21 protein-coding genes and 1 tRNA gene are annotated in these 16776 nt (G+C 52.6%); 2 read left to right on the forward strand and 20 right to left on the reverse strand.

The window, feature by feature from the left end; translation table 11 throughout:
• Positions 1–121 precede the first annotated feature (121 nt).
• The 11 genes from NST43_RS17470 to NST43_RS17520 all read right to left on the reverse strand — a co-directional run bounded on the left by NST43_RS17470 (position 122) and on the right by NST43_RS17520 (position 9472).
• The gene (locus NST43_RS17470) at positions 122–1813 is read right to left on the reverse strand and encodes a YifB family Mg chelatase-like AAA ATPase (RefSeq protein WP_339218319.1); all 1692 of its coding nucleotides are present in this window, start codon (positions 1811–1813) and stop codon (positions 122–124) included.
• A gap of 211 nt (positions 1814–2024) precedes the next feature.
• On the reverse strand, positions 2025–2534 hold the full coding sequence (locus tag NST43_RS17475; protein WP_339218320.1) for a phosphoesterase: 510 nt from the start codon (positions 2532–2534) through the stop codon (positions 2025–2027).
• Positions 2535–2569: 35 nt separating this feature from the next.
• Positions 2570–2788 carry a hypothetical protein gene (locus tag NST43_RS17480; protein ID WP_339218321.1) on the reverse strand — a complete coding sequence of 73 codons (219 nt, stop codon included), beginning with the start codon at positions 2786–2788 and terminating at the stop codon, positions 2570–2572.
• A 330-nt stretch (positions 2789–3118) separates the two neighbouring features.
• On the reverse strand, positions 3119–3505 hold the full coding sequence (locus NST43_RS17485; protein WP_339218323.1) for a YraN family protein: 387 nt from the start codon (positions 3503–3505) through the stop codon (positions 3119–3121).
• Entirely contained in the window at positions 3502–3804 is a 303-nt protein-coding gene (locus NST43_RS17490; protein ID WP_209992696.1) for an EscU/YscU/HrcU family type III secretion system export apparatus switch protein, read from the reverse strand. Before NST43_RS17490 ends, NST43_RS17485 begins: the two co-directional genes overlap by 4 nt.
• The gene (locus NST43_RS17495; protein WP_339218325.1) at positions 3801–6014 is read right to left on the reverse strand and encodes a hypothetical protein; all 2214 of its coding nucleotides are present in this window, start codon (positions 6012–6014) and stop codon (positions 3801–3803) included. Before NST43_RS17495 ends, NST43_RS17490 begins: the two co-directional genes overlap by 4 nt.
• A 68-nt stretch (positions 6015–6082) precedes the next feature.
• Positions 6083–6700, reverse strand: coding sequence for a ribonuclease HII (locus NST43_RS17500; protein WP_339225456.1), 618 nt, complete (start codon positions 6698–6700; stop codon positions 6083–6085).
• A 274-nt stretch (positions 6701–6974) separates the two neighbouring features.
• Positions 6975–7838 (reverse strand): ribosome biogenesis GTPase YlqF, encoded by an 864-nt coding sequence (ylqF, locus tag NST43_RS17505; RefSeq protein ID WP_209992694.1) that lies wholly within the window; start codon positions 7836–7838, stop codon positions 6975–6977.
• A 39-nt stretch (positions 7839–7877) separates the two neighbouring features.
• Complete coding sequence (gene lepB, locus NST43_RS17510; RefSeq protein WP_209992693.1) at positions 7878–8498, reverse strand: signal peptidase I; 621 nt, start codon at positions 8496–8498, stop codon at positions 7878–7880.
• 207 nt (positions 8499–8705) lie between these two features.
• The gene (rplS, locus tag NST43_RS17515; RefSeq protein WP_173133107.1) at positions 8706–9050 is read right to left on the reverse strand and encodes a 50S ribosomal protein L19; all 345 of its coding nucleotides are present in this window, start codon (positions 9048–9050) and stop codon (positions 8706–8708) included.
• Between the two features lie 146 nt (positions 9051–9196).
• On the reverse strand, positions 9197–9472 hold the full coding sequence (locus NST43_RS17520) for a hypothetical protein (protein WP_209992692.1): 276 nt from the start codon (positions 9470–9472) through the stop codon (positions 9197–9199).
• A 296-nt stretch (positions 9473–9768) separates the two neighbouring features.
• Here NST43_RS17520 and NST43_RS17525 point away from each other — a divergent pair, with 296 nt between their 5' ends.
• Complete coding sequence (locus NST43_RS17525; RefSeq protein WP_339218327.1) at positions 9769–10719, forward strand: hypothetical protein; 951 nt, start codon at positions 9769–9771, stop codon at positions 10717–10719.
• 88 nt (positions 10720–10807) lie between these two features.
• Here NST43_RS17525 and NST43_RS17530 read toward each other — a convergent pair whose 3' ends face one another.
• Positions 10808–11065 (reverse strand): hypothetical protein, encoded by a 258-nt coding sequence (locus NST43_RS17530; protein ID WP_209992690.1) that lies wholly within the window; start codon positions 11063–11065, stop codon positions 10808–10810.
• Between the two features lie 228 nt (positions 11066–11293).
• Between NST43_RS17530 and NST43_RS17535 the strand changes: the two genes are divergently transcribed.
• Positions 11294–11488 (forward strand): hypothetical protein, encoded by a 195-nt coding sequence (locus tag NST43_RS17535; RefSeq protein WP_209992689.1) that lies wholly within the window; start codon positions 11294–11296, stop codon positions 11486–11488.
• Between the two features lie 99 nt (positions 11489–11587).
• Here NST43_RS17535 and NST43_RS17540 read toward each other — a convergent pair.
• The 8 genes from NST43_RS17540 to ylxM all read right to left on the reverse strand — a co-directional run bounded on the left by NST43_RS17540 (position 11588) and on the right by ylxM (position 16618).
• A tRNA-Pro gene (locus tag NST43_RS17540) sits at positions 11588–11661 on the reverse strand.
• A 527-nt stretch (positions 11662–12188) separates the two neighbouring features.
• Positions 12189–12314, reverse strand: a complete 126-nt coding sequence (locus NST43_RS17545) for a hypothetical protein (protein WP_339218328.1) — start codon at positions 12312–12314, stop codon at positions 12189–12191.
• A gap of 252 nt (positions 12315–12566) precedes the next feature.
• Positions 12567–13358: a tRNA (guanosine(37)-N1)-methyltransferase TrmD gene (gene trmD, locus NST43_RS17550; protein WP_339225457.1), complete on the reverse strand. Its 792-nt coding sequence runs from the start codon at positions 13356–13358 to the stop codon at positions 12567–12569.
• The gene (gene rimM / locus NST43_RS17555; RefSeq protein WP_339218330.1) at positions 13358–13882 is read right to left on the reverse strand and encodes a ribosome maturation factor RimM; all 525 of its coding nucleotides are present in this window, start codon (positions 13880–13882) and stop codon (positions 13358–13360) included. The genes trmD and rimM overlap by 1 nt, the downstream gene beginning before the upstream one ends.
• A 104-nt stretch (positions 13883–13986) precedes the next feature.
• The gene (locus NST43_RS17560) at positions 13987–14217 is read right to left on the reverse strand and encodes a KH domain-containing protein (protein WP_020432321.1); all 231 of its coding nucleotides are present in this window, start codon (positions 14215–14217) and stop codon (positions 13987–13989) included.
• Between the two features lie 22 nt (positions 14218–14239).
• Positions 14240–14512 carry a 30S ribosomal protein S16 gene (rpsP, locus tag NST43_RS17565; RefSeq protein WP_036701203.1) on the reverse strand — a complete coding sequence of 91 codons (273 nt, stop codon included), beginning with the start codon at positions 14510–14512 and terminating at the stop codon, positions 14240–14242.
• 336 nt (positions 14513–14848) lie between these two features.
• Complete coding sequence (ffh, locus tag NST43_RS17570) at positions 14849–16240, reverse strand: signal recognition particle protein (protein ID WP_209992687.1); 1392 nt, start codon at positions 16238–16240, stop codon at positions 14849–14851.
• 21 nt (positions 16241–16261) lie between these two features.
• A complete protein-coding gene (gene ylxM / locus NST43_RS17575; RefSeq protein WP_209992686.1) occupies positions 16262–16618 on the reverse strand; it encodes a YlxM family DNA-binding protein in 357 nt (118 codons plus the stop codon).
• Positions 16619–16776 lie beyond the last annotated feature (158 nt).

Raw genomic sequence — 16776 nt, forward strand, 5'->3', positions numbered from 1 at the left:
ATAATAAATGCAGAATATACAGAAAACCATGCAGAAACGGATCAAACGGCCTATAAGTATCCGGTACCGTTTCAGCATGTCCTTCCCCTGCCCGGCGGCCCCGGACGGGGGTATTGGTGTGTCAAGCTTCCTCCTCCGCCATTACCTGCCTGTCCAGATTACGGTATTGGACTGCTTCCGCAAGATGTGCAGCGCCGATCTCTTCCATACCTTCCAGATCGGCAATGGTGCGGGCCAGCTTAATAATCCGGTCATGTGCCCGCATGCTGAGCCCGAGACTCTCCAGAATACTGTTCAAAAGTATGTCCTCTTCCGGCCGCAGCGCAGCATAACGGCGCAGTGCAGCGCCGGACAGCTCACTGTTCCAGGAGATTGGCAGACGGCTATACCGATCCGCCTGAACAGCCTGAGCCCGCAGAACCTCAGCGCGCATCTGTGCCGTCGAGACCGGAGGCACATTCCTGTCCCCTTCCCTCGGACGCGGAACATCAACCTGCATATCCATCCGGTCCAGCAGCGGACCCGAGATTTTGCCCCGGTACTGGGCGATTTTAGCCGGACTACAGCTGCACCGCTGGTGCGTATTGCCATTTCCGAGAAATCCGCACATGCAGGGATTCATGGAGCAAGCGAGCAGGAACTGGGCAGGGAAGGTGAAGGATGCCCGGGCCCGGCTGATCGTCACAAGCCCATCCTCCAGCGGCTGGCGGAGCACTTCAAGCACGGTGCGGGAGAACTCAGGCAGCTCGTCCAGGAAGAGAATGCCACGGTGCGCAAGGCTAACTTCTCCAGGCTTCGGAATTCCTCCCCCGCCGATCAATCCGGCTGCCGAGATGGTATGATGCGGTGAACGAAACGGGCGGTCGCGCAGCAAGCCGCTTCCGCTGTCCCTAAGCTTTCCGGCAGCACTGAATATCTTCATCACCTCTAGCGATTCATGATCGGTAAGATCAGGAAGAATTCCGGGTAACCGCTTAATCAGCATGGTCTTCCCCGTGCCTGGAGGGCCGATCAGAATAATATTATGCATCCCCGCAGCCGCAATCGTAAGCGCCCGCTTCACATGATTCTGGCCGATAACATCGCTGTAATCTTCATTCATCAGCTGCTTCACCCCAAGCGGGGCAGGAATATTCTCCGCTGGCTCAGAATGATATCGCAAGTGCTCCAGCGACAGCGCCAGAACAGGCGGACGCTTCCTGGAGGAAGCTTCGGTGCTCTCAGATACCGATACCGGAAACGGCAGATCAGCCTGCGGCAACTCAGGCCCGACTGCTTCAGATCGTCCAACCAGATTCGGCGGCGGGAGCTGACCCGGCTGAGGCAGCTCCCGCAAATGCCCGGCTGTGTACACCTTCATCCCCGAGATCAACGCAGCTTCAGCCGCATTGCCGGGCGGAACCAGAACAGTATGAATCCCTGCCTGCCGCGCAGCCTGGGCCATGGACAGTACCCCGTTCACCGGCCGCAGACTTCCATCCAGCGCAAGCTCACCAATCAGCAGCATCCGCCCGGCTCCCGGCATGACAAGCTGGCCGCTAGTCGTCAGAATTCCCAGAGCGATCGCCAGATCAAATGCCGAGCCTTCCTTGCGCAGATCCGCCGGGGCCAGATTTATCGTCACCCGCTGCTGGGGATAGCTGTATCCGCAATTCTTGACGGCAGCCCGCACTCGTTCCACCGCTTCCCTGACCGCCGAATCCGGCAGGCCGATAATATGGGTCTGCGGCAACCCGTTAGCCAGATCCACCTCTACTCCAATCATTACACCCTCAATGCCATACAGGCATGCGCTATGCATTTTTCCGTACACCAAAAAGCACCTCTTCTCCAGAAATACACCCGCAGCGGGCGTTCGTTTCCAGGAAAAAAGGTGCTTCCTCTTTTTCCGTAAGTTTAATTACACTTAGTATACCTACAACCCCACACAACATGCAAGGATTATTGCGCACATATTACTGCACAAAACGAAGCTATCATCCGTCTTGCATAATTGTGCATCCATGACCAAAGAATCATTTTATTCAACCTTCTTCACTGGCTACTACGGTATCCCTTATCTGTTCAAAGGACAGCGGGGTGTAATTCCAGTGCTCCACACAAATATTAAAATGATGATTGCCTTCATACTTCTGTCCATGAATATGTCCGTGCACATTCACGTAAGGCATATGTTTGTTCATATACATCGGCTCATGCGAGAGCAGAAAAAACTCCTTGTATATCATCGGATACTCACTTACCTCATCAAACCCGGCTTCCAGCCACCAGTTCCGCCCGCGTCCACGGTCATGATTGCCAAGAATCAGGATTTTGTACCCGTTCAGGGCAGCCACAATGCTCCGGGTATCCTCTTGATTCCTGAAGGAAAAGTCCCCAAGATGAAACACTGTATCCTCCTTGCCTACGACAGCATTCCAGTTCGAAATCATCACCTTGTCCATCTCATCCGCACCGCCAAAAGGCCGCGATTCAAAATCAATGATCAGCTTGTGGCCAAAATGATGATCTGAGGTAAAATATACTTTGGACAATATCGCTCCCCGCTTCCGCTAAAGTGCTTCATTCCTCATTCATTCCATTTCCGCTTGGCTCCACGCCGGTTCACATCCATTTGTATTAATTCTGCCACCGGCGGGGCCTCCTCATGCTCGATCAGCCATTTGCGCATTTCCTTAATGGCCTCAACTTGTCCATCGCCCTTGTCCCGCCAGGTTAGCAGCTCGATCACATTGATGACCAGTGACAAGAGACTGCTATTGCTGTCTTGGGTTTTCTCAGCACGCATCTTGTGGAATAACGCCTCATTCTCCCAGTCAATCAATATCTCTTCCGCTATTGCAGGCCGCATAACGGTAAATGTCTTATTACAATTACTGCAGCATACAACGGATAAGGGCTCTGCGCCAAGTTCCGCTATTATATTATGCGCACAATTTTGGCAAGTAAAGCTTACCTGTATATTCATTGGTTGATTCCTCATTCCGGCAGCCCTCCTCATGGTGGCATTAAAAGTTACACTAATGTTTACCCACTTCTTTTGAGAAATGACCCATGAAGTCCGGCTAATGTCAAGGATAATTGTTGATTCCTACCCGATTTCTACAAGCAGAGACAGCTAAAAAGCTTCCCGGATATGACGCAGCGAGGCGATGCTTAAATCCGGTTGAAGCTGTACAGCAATCACATCGAAGGAGACTTCCGCCGGCTGAAGCCCCTGCATATGCAGGTAGACCCGGGCGGTCTCTCTCACCTGACGGATTTTGCGTGCATCGACCGACTCTTCGGCAGTGCCCTGCATGGCTGATCCGCTCCGGCTGCGCACCTCAATGAAGACCAAGGTGCCTTCATACTCTGCGATAATATCCAGCTCTCCGCTGCGGCAGCGCCAGTTATGGTCCCGGATGAGATACCCCCGCGAAGTCAGATACATTCTGGCCGCCTGCTCGGCAGCAGCCCCTTTCTCCTGACGGGTGTAGGTTCTGCTGTCCCCGTTATGGCTCACTTCTGTCTCCGTTCCCCGGCTGTCCGGTCACTCTGGTACACATAGCTAAGAATTTCAGCCACCAGCTGATAGAGCTGAGGCGGAATCTGCTGGTCGAGATCCAGCTTCGACAGCACCTCTACCAGCGCCGCATCCTCCTGCACAGCCACTCCGTTTTCCTTGGCTTTTTGCAGGATGATGTCCGCTACCGAGCCTTGCCCCTTAGCAACAACCACCGGCGCTTCGCTCTGTCCCGGAATATATTTGAGCGCCACCGCCTTCTTGAGGTTCTGTGAAACCTTCTGCTCAGACTCACTCATATGCGGTAATCTACTCCTTTGTACTCATGCGGGGCATAATCGGACGGTTTCACCGCTGCAGCGGCTACGCTCCGTTCCGGCAACGCCTCCGTGCGCAGGCTGGACAATTGATAGCCTATGCCTTCGACCGCTGCCTTCATCTCCTCGCGGCGCCCCTCCAGCAGCTCCAGCACCCAAGGTTCATCGTTATGCAGCTTGAGGCTGACGATGCGGTCCACCACCTGCACATCCACCATCGTCTGGCCGAGCTGCTTCATGTCCAGATCGAACCACAAGCGGCAATTCGCCGCGTCGAGCTCCCCTTTGCGGCCGCGCCGCGACTGGATCTGGACGGAGGCGGTCTCCCGGCCATCCGGACCGTGCAGCGGCAGGAACATCGTCACCTGCGCGAACGGCGCGGTGCGGTCTGTATTCAGCAGCAGCTGCTGGCCTGTCAGCTGCTGCACCAGCTGGCCCGCGGCTTCCTTGACCGCGGGCGGAGCCTCGCTGCTGCCCAGCACCTGCAGCAGCACGCCCTTGAGCGTACCGGCGGCATCTTCTGTGCCGCCGGACGCTGCCTGCGCGGTGTGCGCCCCGCCGCCGCGCAGGATCTGCTGCTCGTGCTCCGCACCGAGCAGCTTCAAGATCCGCCCCACCCAGGGGTCTGTCCCCTGGGTGGCGGCGGGTTCCCCCTGCGGCTGCGCCGCCGCAGGGGCTGCACTGCCGCCCGCCGCGCCGGAGGCGGGCGGCGCTTCGGCGAGCTGCGGCAGACTGCCGCGCAGCTCGGAGAGCACGCCCTGCAGCTTCGCGAGCAGGGCAGGCCCCGCAGCGCTCTGCGCCTGCGCGGCTACGCCCGCGCCCTCACGCACTCCAGCTGCGGTCCCCGCACCTTCACGCATTCCAGCTGCGCTACCCCGCGCTCCCGCCGCGTTACCCGCACCTTCTCGCGCTCCCGCCGCGCTTCCCGCACCGTCACGTAATCCCGCTGCGCTTCCCGCGCCTTCACGCGTTCCCGTGGCGTTCCCAGCGCCGTCACGCGCTCCACCCATGTTTGCCGCGCCGTCACGAACTCCTGCCGCATTCTGCGCGCCTTCGCCACGCGTTCCCGCTACGGTACCCGCACCTTCTCGCGCTCCAGCTACGTTCCCCGTACCTTCGCCACGCATTCCCGATACGGCACCGGTACCTTCTCGCACTCCAGCCACGTTCCCCGCACCTTCTCGCGCTCCAGCCACGTTCCCCGCACCTTCTCGCGTTCCAGCTACGTTCCCCGCGCCTTCTCGCGCTCCAGCCACGTTCCCCGCACCTTCTCGCGTTCCAGCGGCGTTCCCCGCGCCGTCACGCACTCCTGCCACGTTCCCAGCACCTTCTCGCACTCCCGCCGCATTCCCGCTTCCCCCAAGTCCCTCATCTCCCGCTGGTACTAATGCAGCTTGTCCATTAGCACCGGTAGCCTGTGAAGTTCCCGCACTGCCGGTTTGCGCTGCCTGAGCGTTCGCCCCGTTAACTCCTCCCGGAAGAGCTCCGGCTGCTGGAGTATTGCCAGCCAGAGTCACATTCGCTCCGCCTGTCAGCAGCCCTGCCGCAGGTCTGCTATTCCCCACAGCTTGACCTGGTCCGTCGCCGTCCGCACCTTGCTGCACCCAGACGTCAAGCGCAGTCTCCAGCTTCGCCAGCAGATCATGCAGCTTCGGTCCGAATACAGCCTGCTGTAGCCCCTTCACCGTCTCAGCCGTTACAGGCAAGCCGCGTTTCACTGAGATTACAGCCGCCTCCAGCCACTCTGAAGCAGGCACACCGGGAGGTTTGGCATTCATGACTGCGTCCAGCTTCGCTGCAGTCTCTTTGGTGAAAGCCAGCCCTCCGGCCTGCATCGCCTGAACAATCTCCCGTCCCGCCTTGGAATTGGCAAGTCCAAGCGACTCCAGTGCCTCGCCCATACTCTGCGGCGAGACCATAGCCGCCTCCCCCAGAGAGACCGGCTTAAGCACCGGCAAGCCGCCTTCTCCTGGTGCACCCACCTGCAGGTTCAGCGTCTGACCGGCTGCCAGCGGTGTTTCCAGTTCAGCCCGTACCGGCGTTCCCTGAATCTGCACCACAGCTTCTTTTCCGGAATCGGATACGCTTAGCACAACGCCGCGAACAACCTGACCTTCCTTAAGCTCTACAGATTTGGCCTCCCCCGCCTTGCTGTCGCCAAGCAAACCGCGAACCAGTGATCCGATGTTCATGTTGTCCGCCTCCCTTCTTTCTATTTATATCGGTATTTCGCCTTCATTTGTGATTATCTCCATGACACTTAGAATAAAGATAGCTGTTCCTGCTCCGCAAGAATATTGCCAATGAAGCTGCGCCGGTGCATCGGAGTTACGCCCAGTGCCTTAATTTGTTCACGGTGCAGCTTGGTAGCATATCCCTTATGTACTTTGATCCCGTAATCCGGGTATAATTCCTCCCACAAGCCTTCACAGAGCCGGTCACGTGTCACCTTCGCTACAATGGAGGCGGCAGCAATCGACTGGCTGTTGGCATCCCCTTTAATGATGGCACGCTGCGGCAAGGGCAGGTCCACCTTCTCCGCATCAATCAGCATATAGTCCGGCTGCTGGCTTAATCCCTCTACCGCCAGGCGCATCGCCAGACGCGAAGCCTGCTTAATATTAATTTCATCAATCACCGCCGCCTCCACATGCCCTAAGCTTACCGCCAGCGCCTGGTCCATAATGGTCTCATACAGAGCATCTCGCTTTTTGGCCGTCAGCTTCTTGGAGTCATCCACACCCTCAATAATCAGCCCCGCCGGCAAAATTACCGCTGCAGCCACCACATCTCCGAACAAACAGCCCCGGCCCACTTCATCCACACCCGCGATGTGACGGAAGGATTGCTGCCAGCCTTCTTTTTCATACCCAAGCATATCTATCTCACTCACTGTCTCTCCACCTGCCCATTAAAATTAAAGTAAGCTACATCTATGATCTTCCTATGAATATATATGACATAACGTGAATTCCAAAGAGCTTCGAACTTGCACTCATTTCCAACCAATCCCAGTCTCCGAATCTTAAAATTCTGCACCAAATGCAACAATCCCTTCATTAATACTGCGCAAATCCAAAAAAGTTGTATGAACACGCAAAAAAGAGCCACCCACATTCACGGATGGCTCTTCCATTCCACACTACATTCTACTATTCAGGTGTCTCCAACGTGAAGCGTCCAAGCTTTCCTGCACGAAGCTCATGCAGTAGCGCGCGTGAAGCCTTCTCCAGATCTACACGGCCGCCGCTCATTAGACAACCGCGCTTACGTCCAACCGCTTCCATAACGGCCACGATTTCGTCCGGGTTCTCCAGATCCTCCGGCAGCTTGTCGATACCGAAGCGCTCCTGGAACCGGCTTCCGTAATCCTTCACCAGATATTTCACCGCATAATAAGCGACATCCTCAATATTCAGGATTTCTTCCTTGATCGCCCCGGTTACTGCCAGCTTATAGCCTACCGCCTGGTCCTCGAACTTCGGCCAGAGAATCCCCGGCGTATCCAGCAGCTCCAGATTACCTCCGGTCTTGATCCATTGCTGGCCCTTAGTTACCCCCGGCCGGTCACCGGTAATCGCAATACTTTTTCCTGCCATCCGGTTAATGAGAGTCGATTTGCCTACGTTAGGGATTCCCACGATCAATGCCCGCATAGCGCGCGGGTTAATGCCTCTGGAAATTTGCCGGTCAATCTTATCCTTCAGCAGCAGCTTAACCTGCTCCGGGATTTCCTTAATCCCAGTGCCAGTAGAAGCATCTACGGGATAAGCAATATGACCCTGCGCCTTGAAGTAAGCCAGCCACTTGCGTGTAGCTTCCGGATCGGCCAGATCCGCTTTGTTCAGAATAATCAGCCTTGGCTTGTCCCGCAAAATATCGTCAATCATCGGATTGCGGCTGGAAAGCGGCAAACGGGAGTCAAGCAGTTCTATTGCAACATCAATCAGCTTCAGCTTATCCTCGATTTGCCGCCTAGCCTTCGTCATATGACCAGGAAACCATTGAATGGCCAATGCCGTCACCTCCTTTGACTTCTGTCAACTTAATGTTAATTAATGATTTATTAATGAGATATTCTTCACCGGCCAGAAAATAAGGTCTGCACGGCCGACAATATCCCCTAGCGGCACATAACCGATCATCCGGCTGTCCGTACTGTCAGAGCGGTTATCCCCCATCACGAACACATGGCCTTCCGGCACCTTGTTGTCCGTAAACTGCTCATTTGGGAAGTTCTTATTGTTATACAAAATGTTGTTATTATGCGCATCATCAATGGCACCCTGGATATACGTTTCGTTCACGGGCTCTCCGTTCACCGTAACGACATCTCCTTCAACCTTGACGGTGTCGCCCGCCACACCTATGACACGTTTAATGAAGTCCCGGCCTTCTGAAGGCACATGGAACACAATGACTTCCCCGCGCTCCGGCTTACGGATATCGTAGAGAATTTCGTTAACAATTACACGTTCGCCGGTATGGAAGTTAGGCTTCATGGAAGGACCGTCTACGATAAACGGTTTGAACAAAAGCCAGCGTATTAGAATAACCAGAACCAATGCAATCGCAATCGCTTTAATCCATTCCAGGACTTCATTCTTTGGCTTCCGGGGGCTCTGGCCGTTAGACTCAATAACTTCACCTTGCCCTTGCTGCAAATCCTGCTGCATAGTTCACCGTCCTCTCCATCAATTGTTATCTCCACTATACAATACAAAAAAGCTCCTGCCAAAAACTCCCCCGCGAATACTCCTTCAGGAGGCCTTTTCGGAGAAGCTGTTCCTAAGGCACATATGTCTAAGTTCATTGATTTTCATAGAGATCAAAGAAATAAACGAAAGGGGCTTGAATTCAAGCCCCTTTCCCTTGTCACTATTCTAGCGACGAATTTCTTTAATTCTTGCAGCTTTACCGCGCAGGTCACGAAGATAATACAGCTTCGCACGACGCACTTTACCACGGCGAGCTACTTCGATTTTCTCGAGTTTAGGGGAGTTGACTGGGAATGTTCTTTCCACACCAACACCATAAGAGATTTTACGAACCGTAAAAGTCTCACCGATACCGCCGCCGCGACGTTTAATTACAACGCCTTCGAACAACTGGATACGCTCACGAGTTCCTTCGATAACTTTTACATGCACCTTCAAAGTGTCACCCGGGCGAAAACTCGGGATATCTGTACGAAGTTGCTCTTGTGTAATTGCTTGTAGGATATTCATTAAGGACTTCCTCCTTCCGTACAGGTGTTCTTGCCTCTTCCGGAGAGCCATTGCTCTCCCTCATTATCCGCAGAGGACCACCGTATTCCACACAACAAAAGTAATTTTATCACAAAGAATAGGCTAGTGCAACATATATTTATTCATTAAAGCGGCAGCATATCCCGTTTCTTCGCCTTCACCTTGCAATCCTTGCAGAGCCCGATCACACTTCCATCATCTTGTGCATAAAAGATCAGCTTGCCATTCTTCTTCTTGCAGGAAGAGCATAGCTGATCCGCAGCATTCTGCTTGGCCTTACGATGCCCTTCCATCGAGATCACATTGCTGGCCTTGCCCTGCTTCGGCGGGTCAGACTGTTCTTGGCTCATCCGGCTGCGGTACACGGTATAGACAACTGCACCCACCAACAAAATAATCAAGAATGCTGCATATTGCATTGGATTCATCCGCCCCTCTGACTTCTTCAGTCACAATAGTAACAGACCGAATTACGGTCTGCTTCCGTGCCGGCACTCTCCAGCTGTCAGAATTAATCTTTCCGGTCCTTATTATAAAGCTAGTGTAACATAATGGACTGTTGAAATGTAGTCACAGGCGTACTGGACTTTGGTCTAGTAGAACAACCCGCCGCCAGCCTGTTATCCAGTGTTTTCCCATAATATATAATACGTAGTATACATAAGCAAATGATCAAGCCTTTAGGAGGGCATATATAATGAAGAAACATCACAGCACAGCAATTATTGCAGCAATGGCCGTATTCTCTATTGCATTAGCCGGCTGCCGGGAGCTTCCAGGCAAGGAAGCGGCAGATAACCAATTGGAGCAGACGATCTCTGGCAGCTTCAAGCAGGGAGCGGCAGAAGCCGTGAAACAGAGTCTCAGCGATGCCAGTGCTGCTGTAGGTGACGTAATCCAGAACACAACGGGCATGATTGAAGAGCAAATGAACAGCAACGGAATCAGCCGGGAATTCTCCACCTCCCTGCCTGTTGATTCTGCTTCCGTCCTTAAGCTGGATAATGCGGTGGGAGAAGTTGTAGTAGTGCCCGCTTCAGGTGACAAAATCGAAGTCAAGGCTACCGTCATTGTTCACGAACAGACGGGCCACAAGCTGGTAGCCGGCGTGCTGGATCATGCGGAGGTATCTATCGAACATAAAGGGGACGCCCTGACCGTCACCACTCACAGCGCAGACAGCCCGAAGAAGAGTCTCTGGGACTGGGCCCAGAAAGAATACGGGGATTCCAATTTCAGCATAAATTATGTAATCGAGCTTCCGGATACGGTCAGCAGATTTGAGGTTGAGAATAATGTAGGAGCCGTTAAGCTTCGTGGACTCAAGGGAACGTTTGATATCGTCAGCAATGTCGGCAGCATCGTCCTTCAAGACACCACCTTCACAGGCAAGTCCAGTGTGGAGTCGAATACGGGAAGTATTGAGCTTGGGGTGGCTGGTATGAACCAGGGCAGCAGCCTTAAGGCCAAGAGCGATATCGGAAGAATCTCCGCCGATCTGTCAGCATCCACCGAATGTACGGTCAAAGCCCGCAGTGAACTCGGCCACATCTCCGGCGCTAACAACGGTAAATCGAAGGATTATAACGGCGGTGGACCGCTGGTGTCGTTAACCACGCAGATCGGAGCCATATCCGTTAACCAGTAGCTTCAGCCTTGAACGCATTTCACCCTTTAGCCAGATCAGTGGGCCCCCTGACTTCCAGGAGCCCACTTTTGTGTTGTTCAGGCAGTCGTCAGATTAGGGCGATCGCCAGAAGCGTAAACAGGCTTAAGGTCAGGATCTGGCTGCCGTAGCCATAATAGCCGCCATAGTAGTTCCCCGCACCGCCCGGATAGAATGCCGAGGTTTGCATTTTTCCATTGCCTTTTGTTTTCAGATACACATTATTCCGGTCCACATCCACAATAATTCCTTCATGGCGTTTGCCGTCAGTGGTCAAAATACGCACACGCTTTTCCTTGCAATGGAGACAATTATAATAAGCTTCCATCTGCTGTTTCCTCCTTAATCGTGTTTCTGTATCTTATGAGGGGAGGGATAAGCCGGTAACGGCTATAGTCACGCAGCAGCTGTCTATAATAAAAACAGTTGTGAAATGAAGAACTTGTGAACATTGTGTATCAATTTTATGTAAAAGGGGGTAATATTAAAGTAACAAAAACAATTAACCGCTTACGGTTGTGAACAATCTTCAACAATTCATAAGGAGGCAGGAATCATGAGTACAGCAAGCAGACGTTTCATTAATGAAGGAGTACTGCGGATCGCCTGGTTTATCATTTTCGCTTCGCTCACCTACACGGTGCGCAATTATACTTGGGCCATTGTATTGCTTATGGTTGTTGCCTTGTATTCACTGGTTACGGGAGTCATCATGCTTACCCGCCGGGATAGAGACAGGGGCAAGTTTTAGCTCAACAACACATGAGTCTCACCCTCCAAATAAAAACACTTCCTACAGAGCGTGATGCGCTGACGGAAGTGTTTTTGCGTTATATGAAAACGGAAATAATCGGAGTAACAGGATTTGAACCTGCGACCTCACCCACCCCAAGGGTGCGCGCTACCAGGCTGCGCTATACCCCGACAATTCAATCCATACCGCATCCCTACGATTAAGATACGTTCATCTAATGAATAATATGCCAGAAAGCGGTTACTTGCTGCTTATACTATAAATATACCTCACTATTGCAGCAGTTTCAAATAGAGTTTAGTATTTTTATTGAGTTCAATATTTTTTACACGTCATTAAAATTTAATGGATTTTCCGTAAAAGCTGTGCTATACTCTTGGCACAAGGAAAGGAGGTGCGTTCACATCAAGCATGACATGCTGAACGTATCCCTTACCCGGACCAACGGCTGAATGTTTTAGCCTTGGTGGCGCGGGATACGGAGCAAAGTTTCAAACTAGCGCCTCGGGTAGAGAGACCGTCTTCGGACGGTCTTTTTTTTGTTTGCCCGCACTCTTCGAACTCCAACAAACAAATAACCGCCCAAGCCTGCGAACCTGGGGTTCGTCTGTCTTCAGCGGTTATTTGTGGAATTTGCTGTATTACTGAGCCTATTGAACCTGCTTCCAGGGTCTAATTCATTTCTTGGATTATAAGATTACGATTTACGATTCTTATAAAAATCAATAATATCGTTTACCGTGCGGAGCGGCTCCGCCTCTTTGTGGACAGTGTCCACGGCTGGCTTGAATGGTTCATGCGTATTCGTAGTCACTTCAGTCATTCCTTTCGATAATTAAGCTAGCTGCGTCTATAGCTGCATGTCTACTTGCGGCGCCTCTATTCATTACCCTAGAAAAAGGGTATTGACGCACATCTGCTCGTATTTATTTTGCTGGCAAAACTTCTACTCTGCTATCCGTTCTAGTTCGCAATTCCTGTTCCCGGTTCTCAGTACACAGCAAAAAACGCCTCCCTAACGTAATATACGTTAAGAAGACGTCAGCTATGACTCTATTCAGGCCCAAATTTACAGTTAATTCTTCTGAAGGCTTGCCTGCTCCTGCAGCCGCTTCAGCGTCTGCTTGTCCTTCACCGTCAGCTCAGCCGTCTCCAGCAGATCCGGTCTGCGTTCAAGGGTACGCTGCAACGCCTGTTCACGCCGCCACACCTCGATATTGGCATGGTGTCCGCTGAGCAGCATGTCCGGGACCTTCCAGCCCCGGAACTCTGCCGGGCGGGTATAATGCGGGTACTCCAGCAGCCCGGTACTAAAGGAGTCGGAGATTGCGGAGGTCTCGTTACCCAGTGCCCCCGGCTGCAGCCGCACTACTGAATCAATAACGGTCAAGGCAGGCAGTTCACCGCCGGTCAGCACATAGTCGCCAATTGACAGCTCATCCGTCACCAGATGCTCACGGATTCGCTCGTCATAACCCTCATAGTGACCGCAGATGAAGATCAGATGCTGCTCCTGTGCCAGCTCTTCGGCGATCTGCTGGTTATACGTCCGGCCCTGGGGGCACATCAGAATAATGCGCGGCTTCATCGCCGCTGTGTCCTCAGCAGCGTTCCCCTGCTCGCCGCTATTACTACTCTGAGCCAGCACATGCTCCACCGCTGCGAAAATAGGGTCAGGCTTCAATACCATGCCTCCCCCTCCGCCGTAAGGCGTATCATCCACACTGTTATGCTTGTTGCCCGAGAAATCGCGGAAGTTCACTGTGTTCAGCGAAGCGATGCCTTTCTCACGGGCCTTACCGAGAATGCTCGTGCCGAAGACGCCTTCACACATGTCCGGGAACAGCGTCAGCACATCAATCCGGATCATGGAAGCAGCCCTTCCATGATATGCACGGTGATTTTTTTGGCCGCAATATTTACGTCCAACACTACATCGTTAATGACCGGAATCAGAATATCCTGACCCTTCGCCGGCTTTACGACCCAGACGTCATTGGCTCCGGGCTGCAGGATCTCCGTAATCATCCCCAGCGGCTGGCTGGCATCTTCATCCGTGTAGACTTCGCAGCCTACGATTTGGTGGAAGTAATATTCGTTCTCCGGCAGCTCGACCAGATCATCACTAGGCACCTTAAGCAGGCTGCCTTTGTATTTCTCAATCTCGTTAATATTCGTATACCCCTTGAGCTTGGCGATATACATCCCTTTATGCTCTTTCGCTGATTCTATCGTAACCTCGAATTTCGGGCTTCCGTCTGCGGGAATCAGCAGCAGCTTGTTGCCGGGTGCAAACCGCACTTCCGGGAAATCGGTATGCGACAGGATTTTGATTTCTCCGCGAATACCGTGCGTATTCGCCAGCCTGCCTACGGTTAACTCTTCAGTCATGTGTTCATCTCCTTCACCTTGGTCGCGTGTAGCTTATAAATTCTTATATTTTCAACAAAAAGGAGCCGGGATATACTATCCCTAGCCCCTCCTCGTGCGCATCCTTAAGATAAAATATCCACGGTAACGCGTTTATCACTTTTGACTGCTGCAGATGTGACTACGGTACGAAGCGCTTTGGCGATCCGCCCCTGCTTGCCGATGACCTTACCGACATCATCAGGATGCACGGAGAGCTCATAGACAATCAGGTGATCCTTCTCCACGGTCCGCACGGCCACATCCTCCGGATGATCCACTAAAGCCTTAGCAATAACACCAACTAATTCTTCCATAGAGGACCCTCGCAATCAGTCATTATTTCTGAAGCTTTGACTCATGGAACTTCTTCATCACGCCAGCTTTGGAAAGCAGGTTGCGGACGGTATCAGATGCTTGTGCACCTGTCTGAAGCCATTTAAGAGCCTTCTCTTCGTCAATCTTAACGACTGCCGGTACTTCGATCGGATTATAATAACCGATTTCCTCGATAAAACGGCCGTCACGAGGAGACCGGGAATCGGAAACCACTACACGGTAGAAAGGCGCTTTATGTGCTCCCATTCTTTTCAAACGAATACGTACTGCCACGAAATTCACCTCCTTAAAAGAATATCGTTTTCGATCCCTCCCAAACCCTCCCTTCCCCAAGGGAGGGCCCCAAGGGCTCTGCCCTCTGGACACCCGCTAAGTGCAACTGGCGTAGGCGTTCAGACTGGCGGGACTTGGAATGAGTTCGGGGGAAGACCGCTTTTCCTCCCTGCGGGATACGCTTGATTGGCGGCGTTCCCTGGCAACGGGGGGAAGAGATTTAAACATTAAGATCAAAAGATCAAGATCAAAAGAATAAAGTCAAAAGATTATTCGATCTTCTGATGTTGTACTATATCAGATCTATGGGTAAACCTTAAATCTTAGAGATTAAGATCAACGGAAGGGGAATTTCATTCCGCCTTTACCGGCAAGGCCCTTGAGCTGCTTCATGGCGTTCTTCTTACCGCCCTTGCCGCCTCCGCCGCCCATCATGCCAGAGAACTGCTTCATCATCTTGCGCATTTCATCGAATTGCTTGATGAGCCGGTTCACCTCAGCAACGTTGGTACCGCTGCCTGCTGCAATACGCTTGCGGCGGTTGTGGTTGATAATCTCTGGCTGGGCTTTCTCGGCCTTGGTCATGGAATGAACAATGGCTTCGACGCGGCCCATCTGCTTATCATCCACCTTCAGGTCCTTCATGCCCTTGGCCTTGTTCATGCCAGGCAGCATATCAAGAATCTGGTCGATCGGGCCAAGCTTCTTCACTTGATCCATCTGCTCCAGGAAATCATCGAACGTGAACTCTGCATTACGCATCTTACGTTCCATTTCCTTGGCCTTCTCGGTATCGATGTTGGCCTGAGCCTTCTCGATCAGCGACAGCATGTCGCCCATGCCGAGTATCCGTGAAGCCATCCGCTCCGGATGGAACGGCTCCAGTGCATCGATCTTCTCGCCGAGAGCAGCGAATTTGATTGGGCAGCCGGTAACCGCCTTGACGGATAACGCAGCACCCCCACGGGTGTCGCCGTCAAGCTTCGTAAGCACTACGCCGGTAAGCTCCAGCTGCTTGTTGAAGCTATCCGCCACATTCACGGCATCCTGACCGGTCATGGCATCGACTACCAGGAGCACTTCGTCCGGAGTTACCACGTTATGGATCTGCTTCAGCTCTTCCATCAGCTCTTCATCAATATGCAGGCGGCCTGCCGTATCGACGATGACATAATCCAGGTTGTTATCCTTCGCATGCTGAACACCTTGTCTGGCAATCTCTACCGGACTGATCTGATCACCCAGCGAGAAGACCGGAACCTTGATCTGTTCTCCCAGCACCTGCAGCTGCTTGATCGCAGCCGGACGATAGATATCGGCGGCTACGAGTAACGGGCGGTGATTACCCTTCTGAAGCAGCTTCGCCAGCTTACCAGAAGTGGTCGTCTTACCTGCGCCCTGCAGACCCGTCATCATAATGACCGTCGGCGGCTTGTTCGACTTAGCCAGCTTCGCCTGGCTTCCGCCCATCAGCTCGGTCAATTCCTTATTAACAATATCGATGATGACCATGCCTGGCGTAAAGCTGTCCATGACTTCCGTACCGATGGACTTCTCCTTCACCTTGGACACGAAGTCCTTGACGACCTTGAAGTTAACATCGGCTTCCAGAAGGGCCAGCCGCACTTCACGCATCGCTTCGTTTACGTCATCTTCGGATACTTTCCCTTTGCCGCGCAGTTTGCTGAACACATTCTGCAATCTTCCGGTTAATCCTTCAAATGCCATAGGCGGCTCGCTCCCTTCTTCCTACTCTAACCTCTGCAGCCGGTCCATGAGTTCCATGAACTGCTGTTTATATTGCTCAGGCAGCATTACCGTATCAGGCAGTCTGCGCAGTTCTTCTAAGTATTTGTTACGTTCTTCATGCTTGGACAGGAGTCCAAGCTTCTCTTCATAATTATCAAGCACTTGCTCCGCCCGCTTGATATGCTCGTACACAGCCTGGCGGCTAATTTCAAATTCCGCTGCGATCTCCCCCAGGGAGAAATCATCATGGAAATAATATTTGAGAAACGTCTGTTGCTTATCAGTAAGCAGCCGTTCATAGAAAGCAAATAACAGGTTGATCCGGTTGGTTTTCTCGAGCCTATTCTCCTGACTCATTAAGGGCACTCCCTTCGTCAAGGAAAAACACTTTACAGCTTCACAACGTCCCTTATGATACCGAAAACAAAGAAAGATGTCAAGTCTTTTTACTTGTCATCTTTCACTTTGCCCGAAACCGGCATTCCGGCGCTGAAATCCAGCACCATTCCCGCTTC

Source organism: Paenibacillus sp. FSL H8-0332, assembly GCF_037963835.1.
GTDB lineage: Bacteria > Bacillota > Bacilli > Paenibacillales > Paenibacillaceae > Paenibacillus_AQ > Paenibacillus_AQ rhizoplanae.

What these genes read in the sequence shown, in the direction of transcription:
- rimM (WP_339218330.1), bottom strand. Translation starts at nt 13,882, where the DNA reads ATGACTGAAGAGTTAACCGTAGGCAGGCTGGCGAATACGCACGGTATT.
- NST43_RS17480 (WP_339218321.1), bottom strand. Translation starts at nt 2,788, where the DNA reads ATGCGTGCTGAGAAAACCCAAGACAGCAATAGCAGTCTCTTGTCACTG.
- NST43_RS17495 (WP_339218325.1), bottom strand. Translation starts at nt 6,014, where the DNA reads ATGAACATCGGATCACTGGTTCGCGGTTTGCTTGGCGACAGCAAGGCG.
- NST43_RS17535 (WP_209992689.1), top strand. Translation starts at nt 11,294, where the DNA reads ATGAGTACAGCAAGCAGACGTTTCATTAATGAAGGAGTACTGCGGATC.
- NST43_RS17530 (WP_209992690.1), bottom strand. Translation starts at nt 11,065, where the DNA reads ATGGAAGCTTATTATAATTGTCTCCATTGCAAGGAAAAGCGTGTGCGT.
- rplS (WP_173133107.1), bottom strand. Translation starts at nt 9,050, where the DNA reads ATGAATATCCTACAAGCAATTACACAAGAGCAACTTCGTACAGATATC.
- ylxM (WP_209992686.1), bottom strand. Translation starts at nt 16,618, where the DNA reads ATGAGTCAGGAGAATAGGCTCGAGAAAACCAACCGGATCAACCTGTTA.
- NST43_RS17545 (WP_339218328.1), bottom strand. Translation starts at nt 12,314, where the DNA reads ATGACTGAAGTGACTACGAATACGCATGAACCATTCAAGCCAGCCGTG.
- NST43_RS17500 (WP_339225456.1), bottom strand. Translation starts at nt 6,700, where the DNA reads ATGCTTGGGTATGAAAAAGAAGGCTGGCAGCAATCCTTCCGTCACATC.
- NST43_RS17560 (WP_020432321.1), bottom strand. Translation starts at nt 14,217, where the DNA reads ATGGAAGAATTAGTTGGTGTTATTGCTAAGGCTTTAGTGGATCATCCG.
- NST43_RS17490 (WP_209992696.1), bottom strand. Translation starts at nt 3,804, where the DNA reads ATGAGTGAGTCTGAGCAGAAGGTTTCACAGAACCTCAAGAAGGCGGTG.
- ffh (WP_209992687.1), bottom strand. Translation starts at nt 16,240, where the DNA reads ATGGCATTTGAAGGATTAACCGGAAGATTGCAGAATGTGTTCAGCAAA.
- NST43_RS17525 (WP_339218327.1), top strand. Translation starts at nt 9,769, where the DNA reads ATGAAGAAACATCACAGCACAGCAATTATTGCAGCAATGGCCGTATTC.
- lepB (WP_209992693.1), bottom strand. Translation starts at nt 8,498, where the DNA reads ATGCAGCAGGATTTGCAGCAAGGGCAAGGTGAAGTTATTGAGTCTAAC.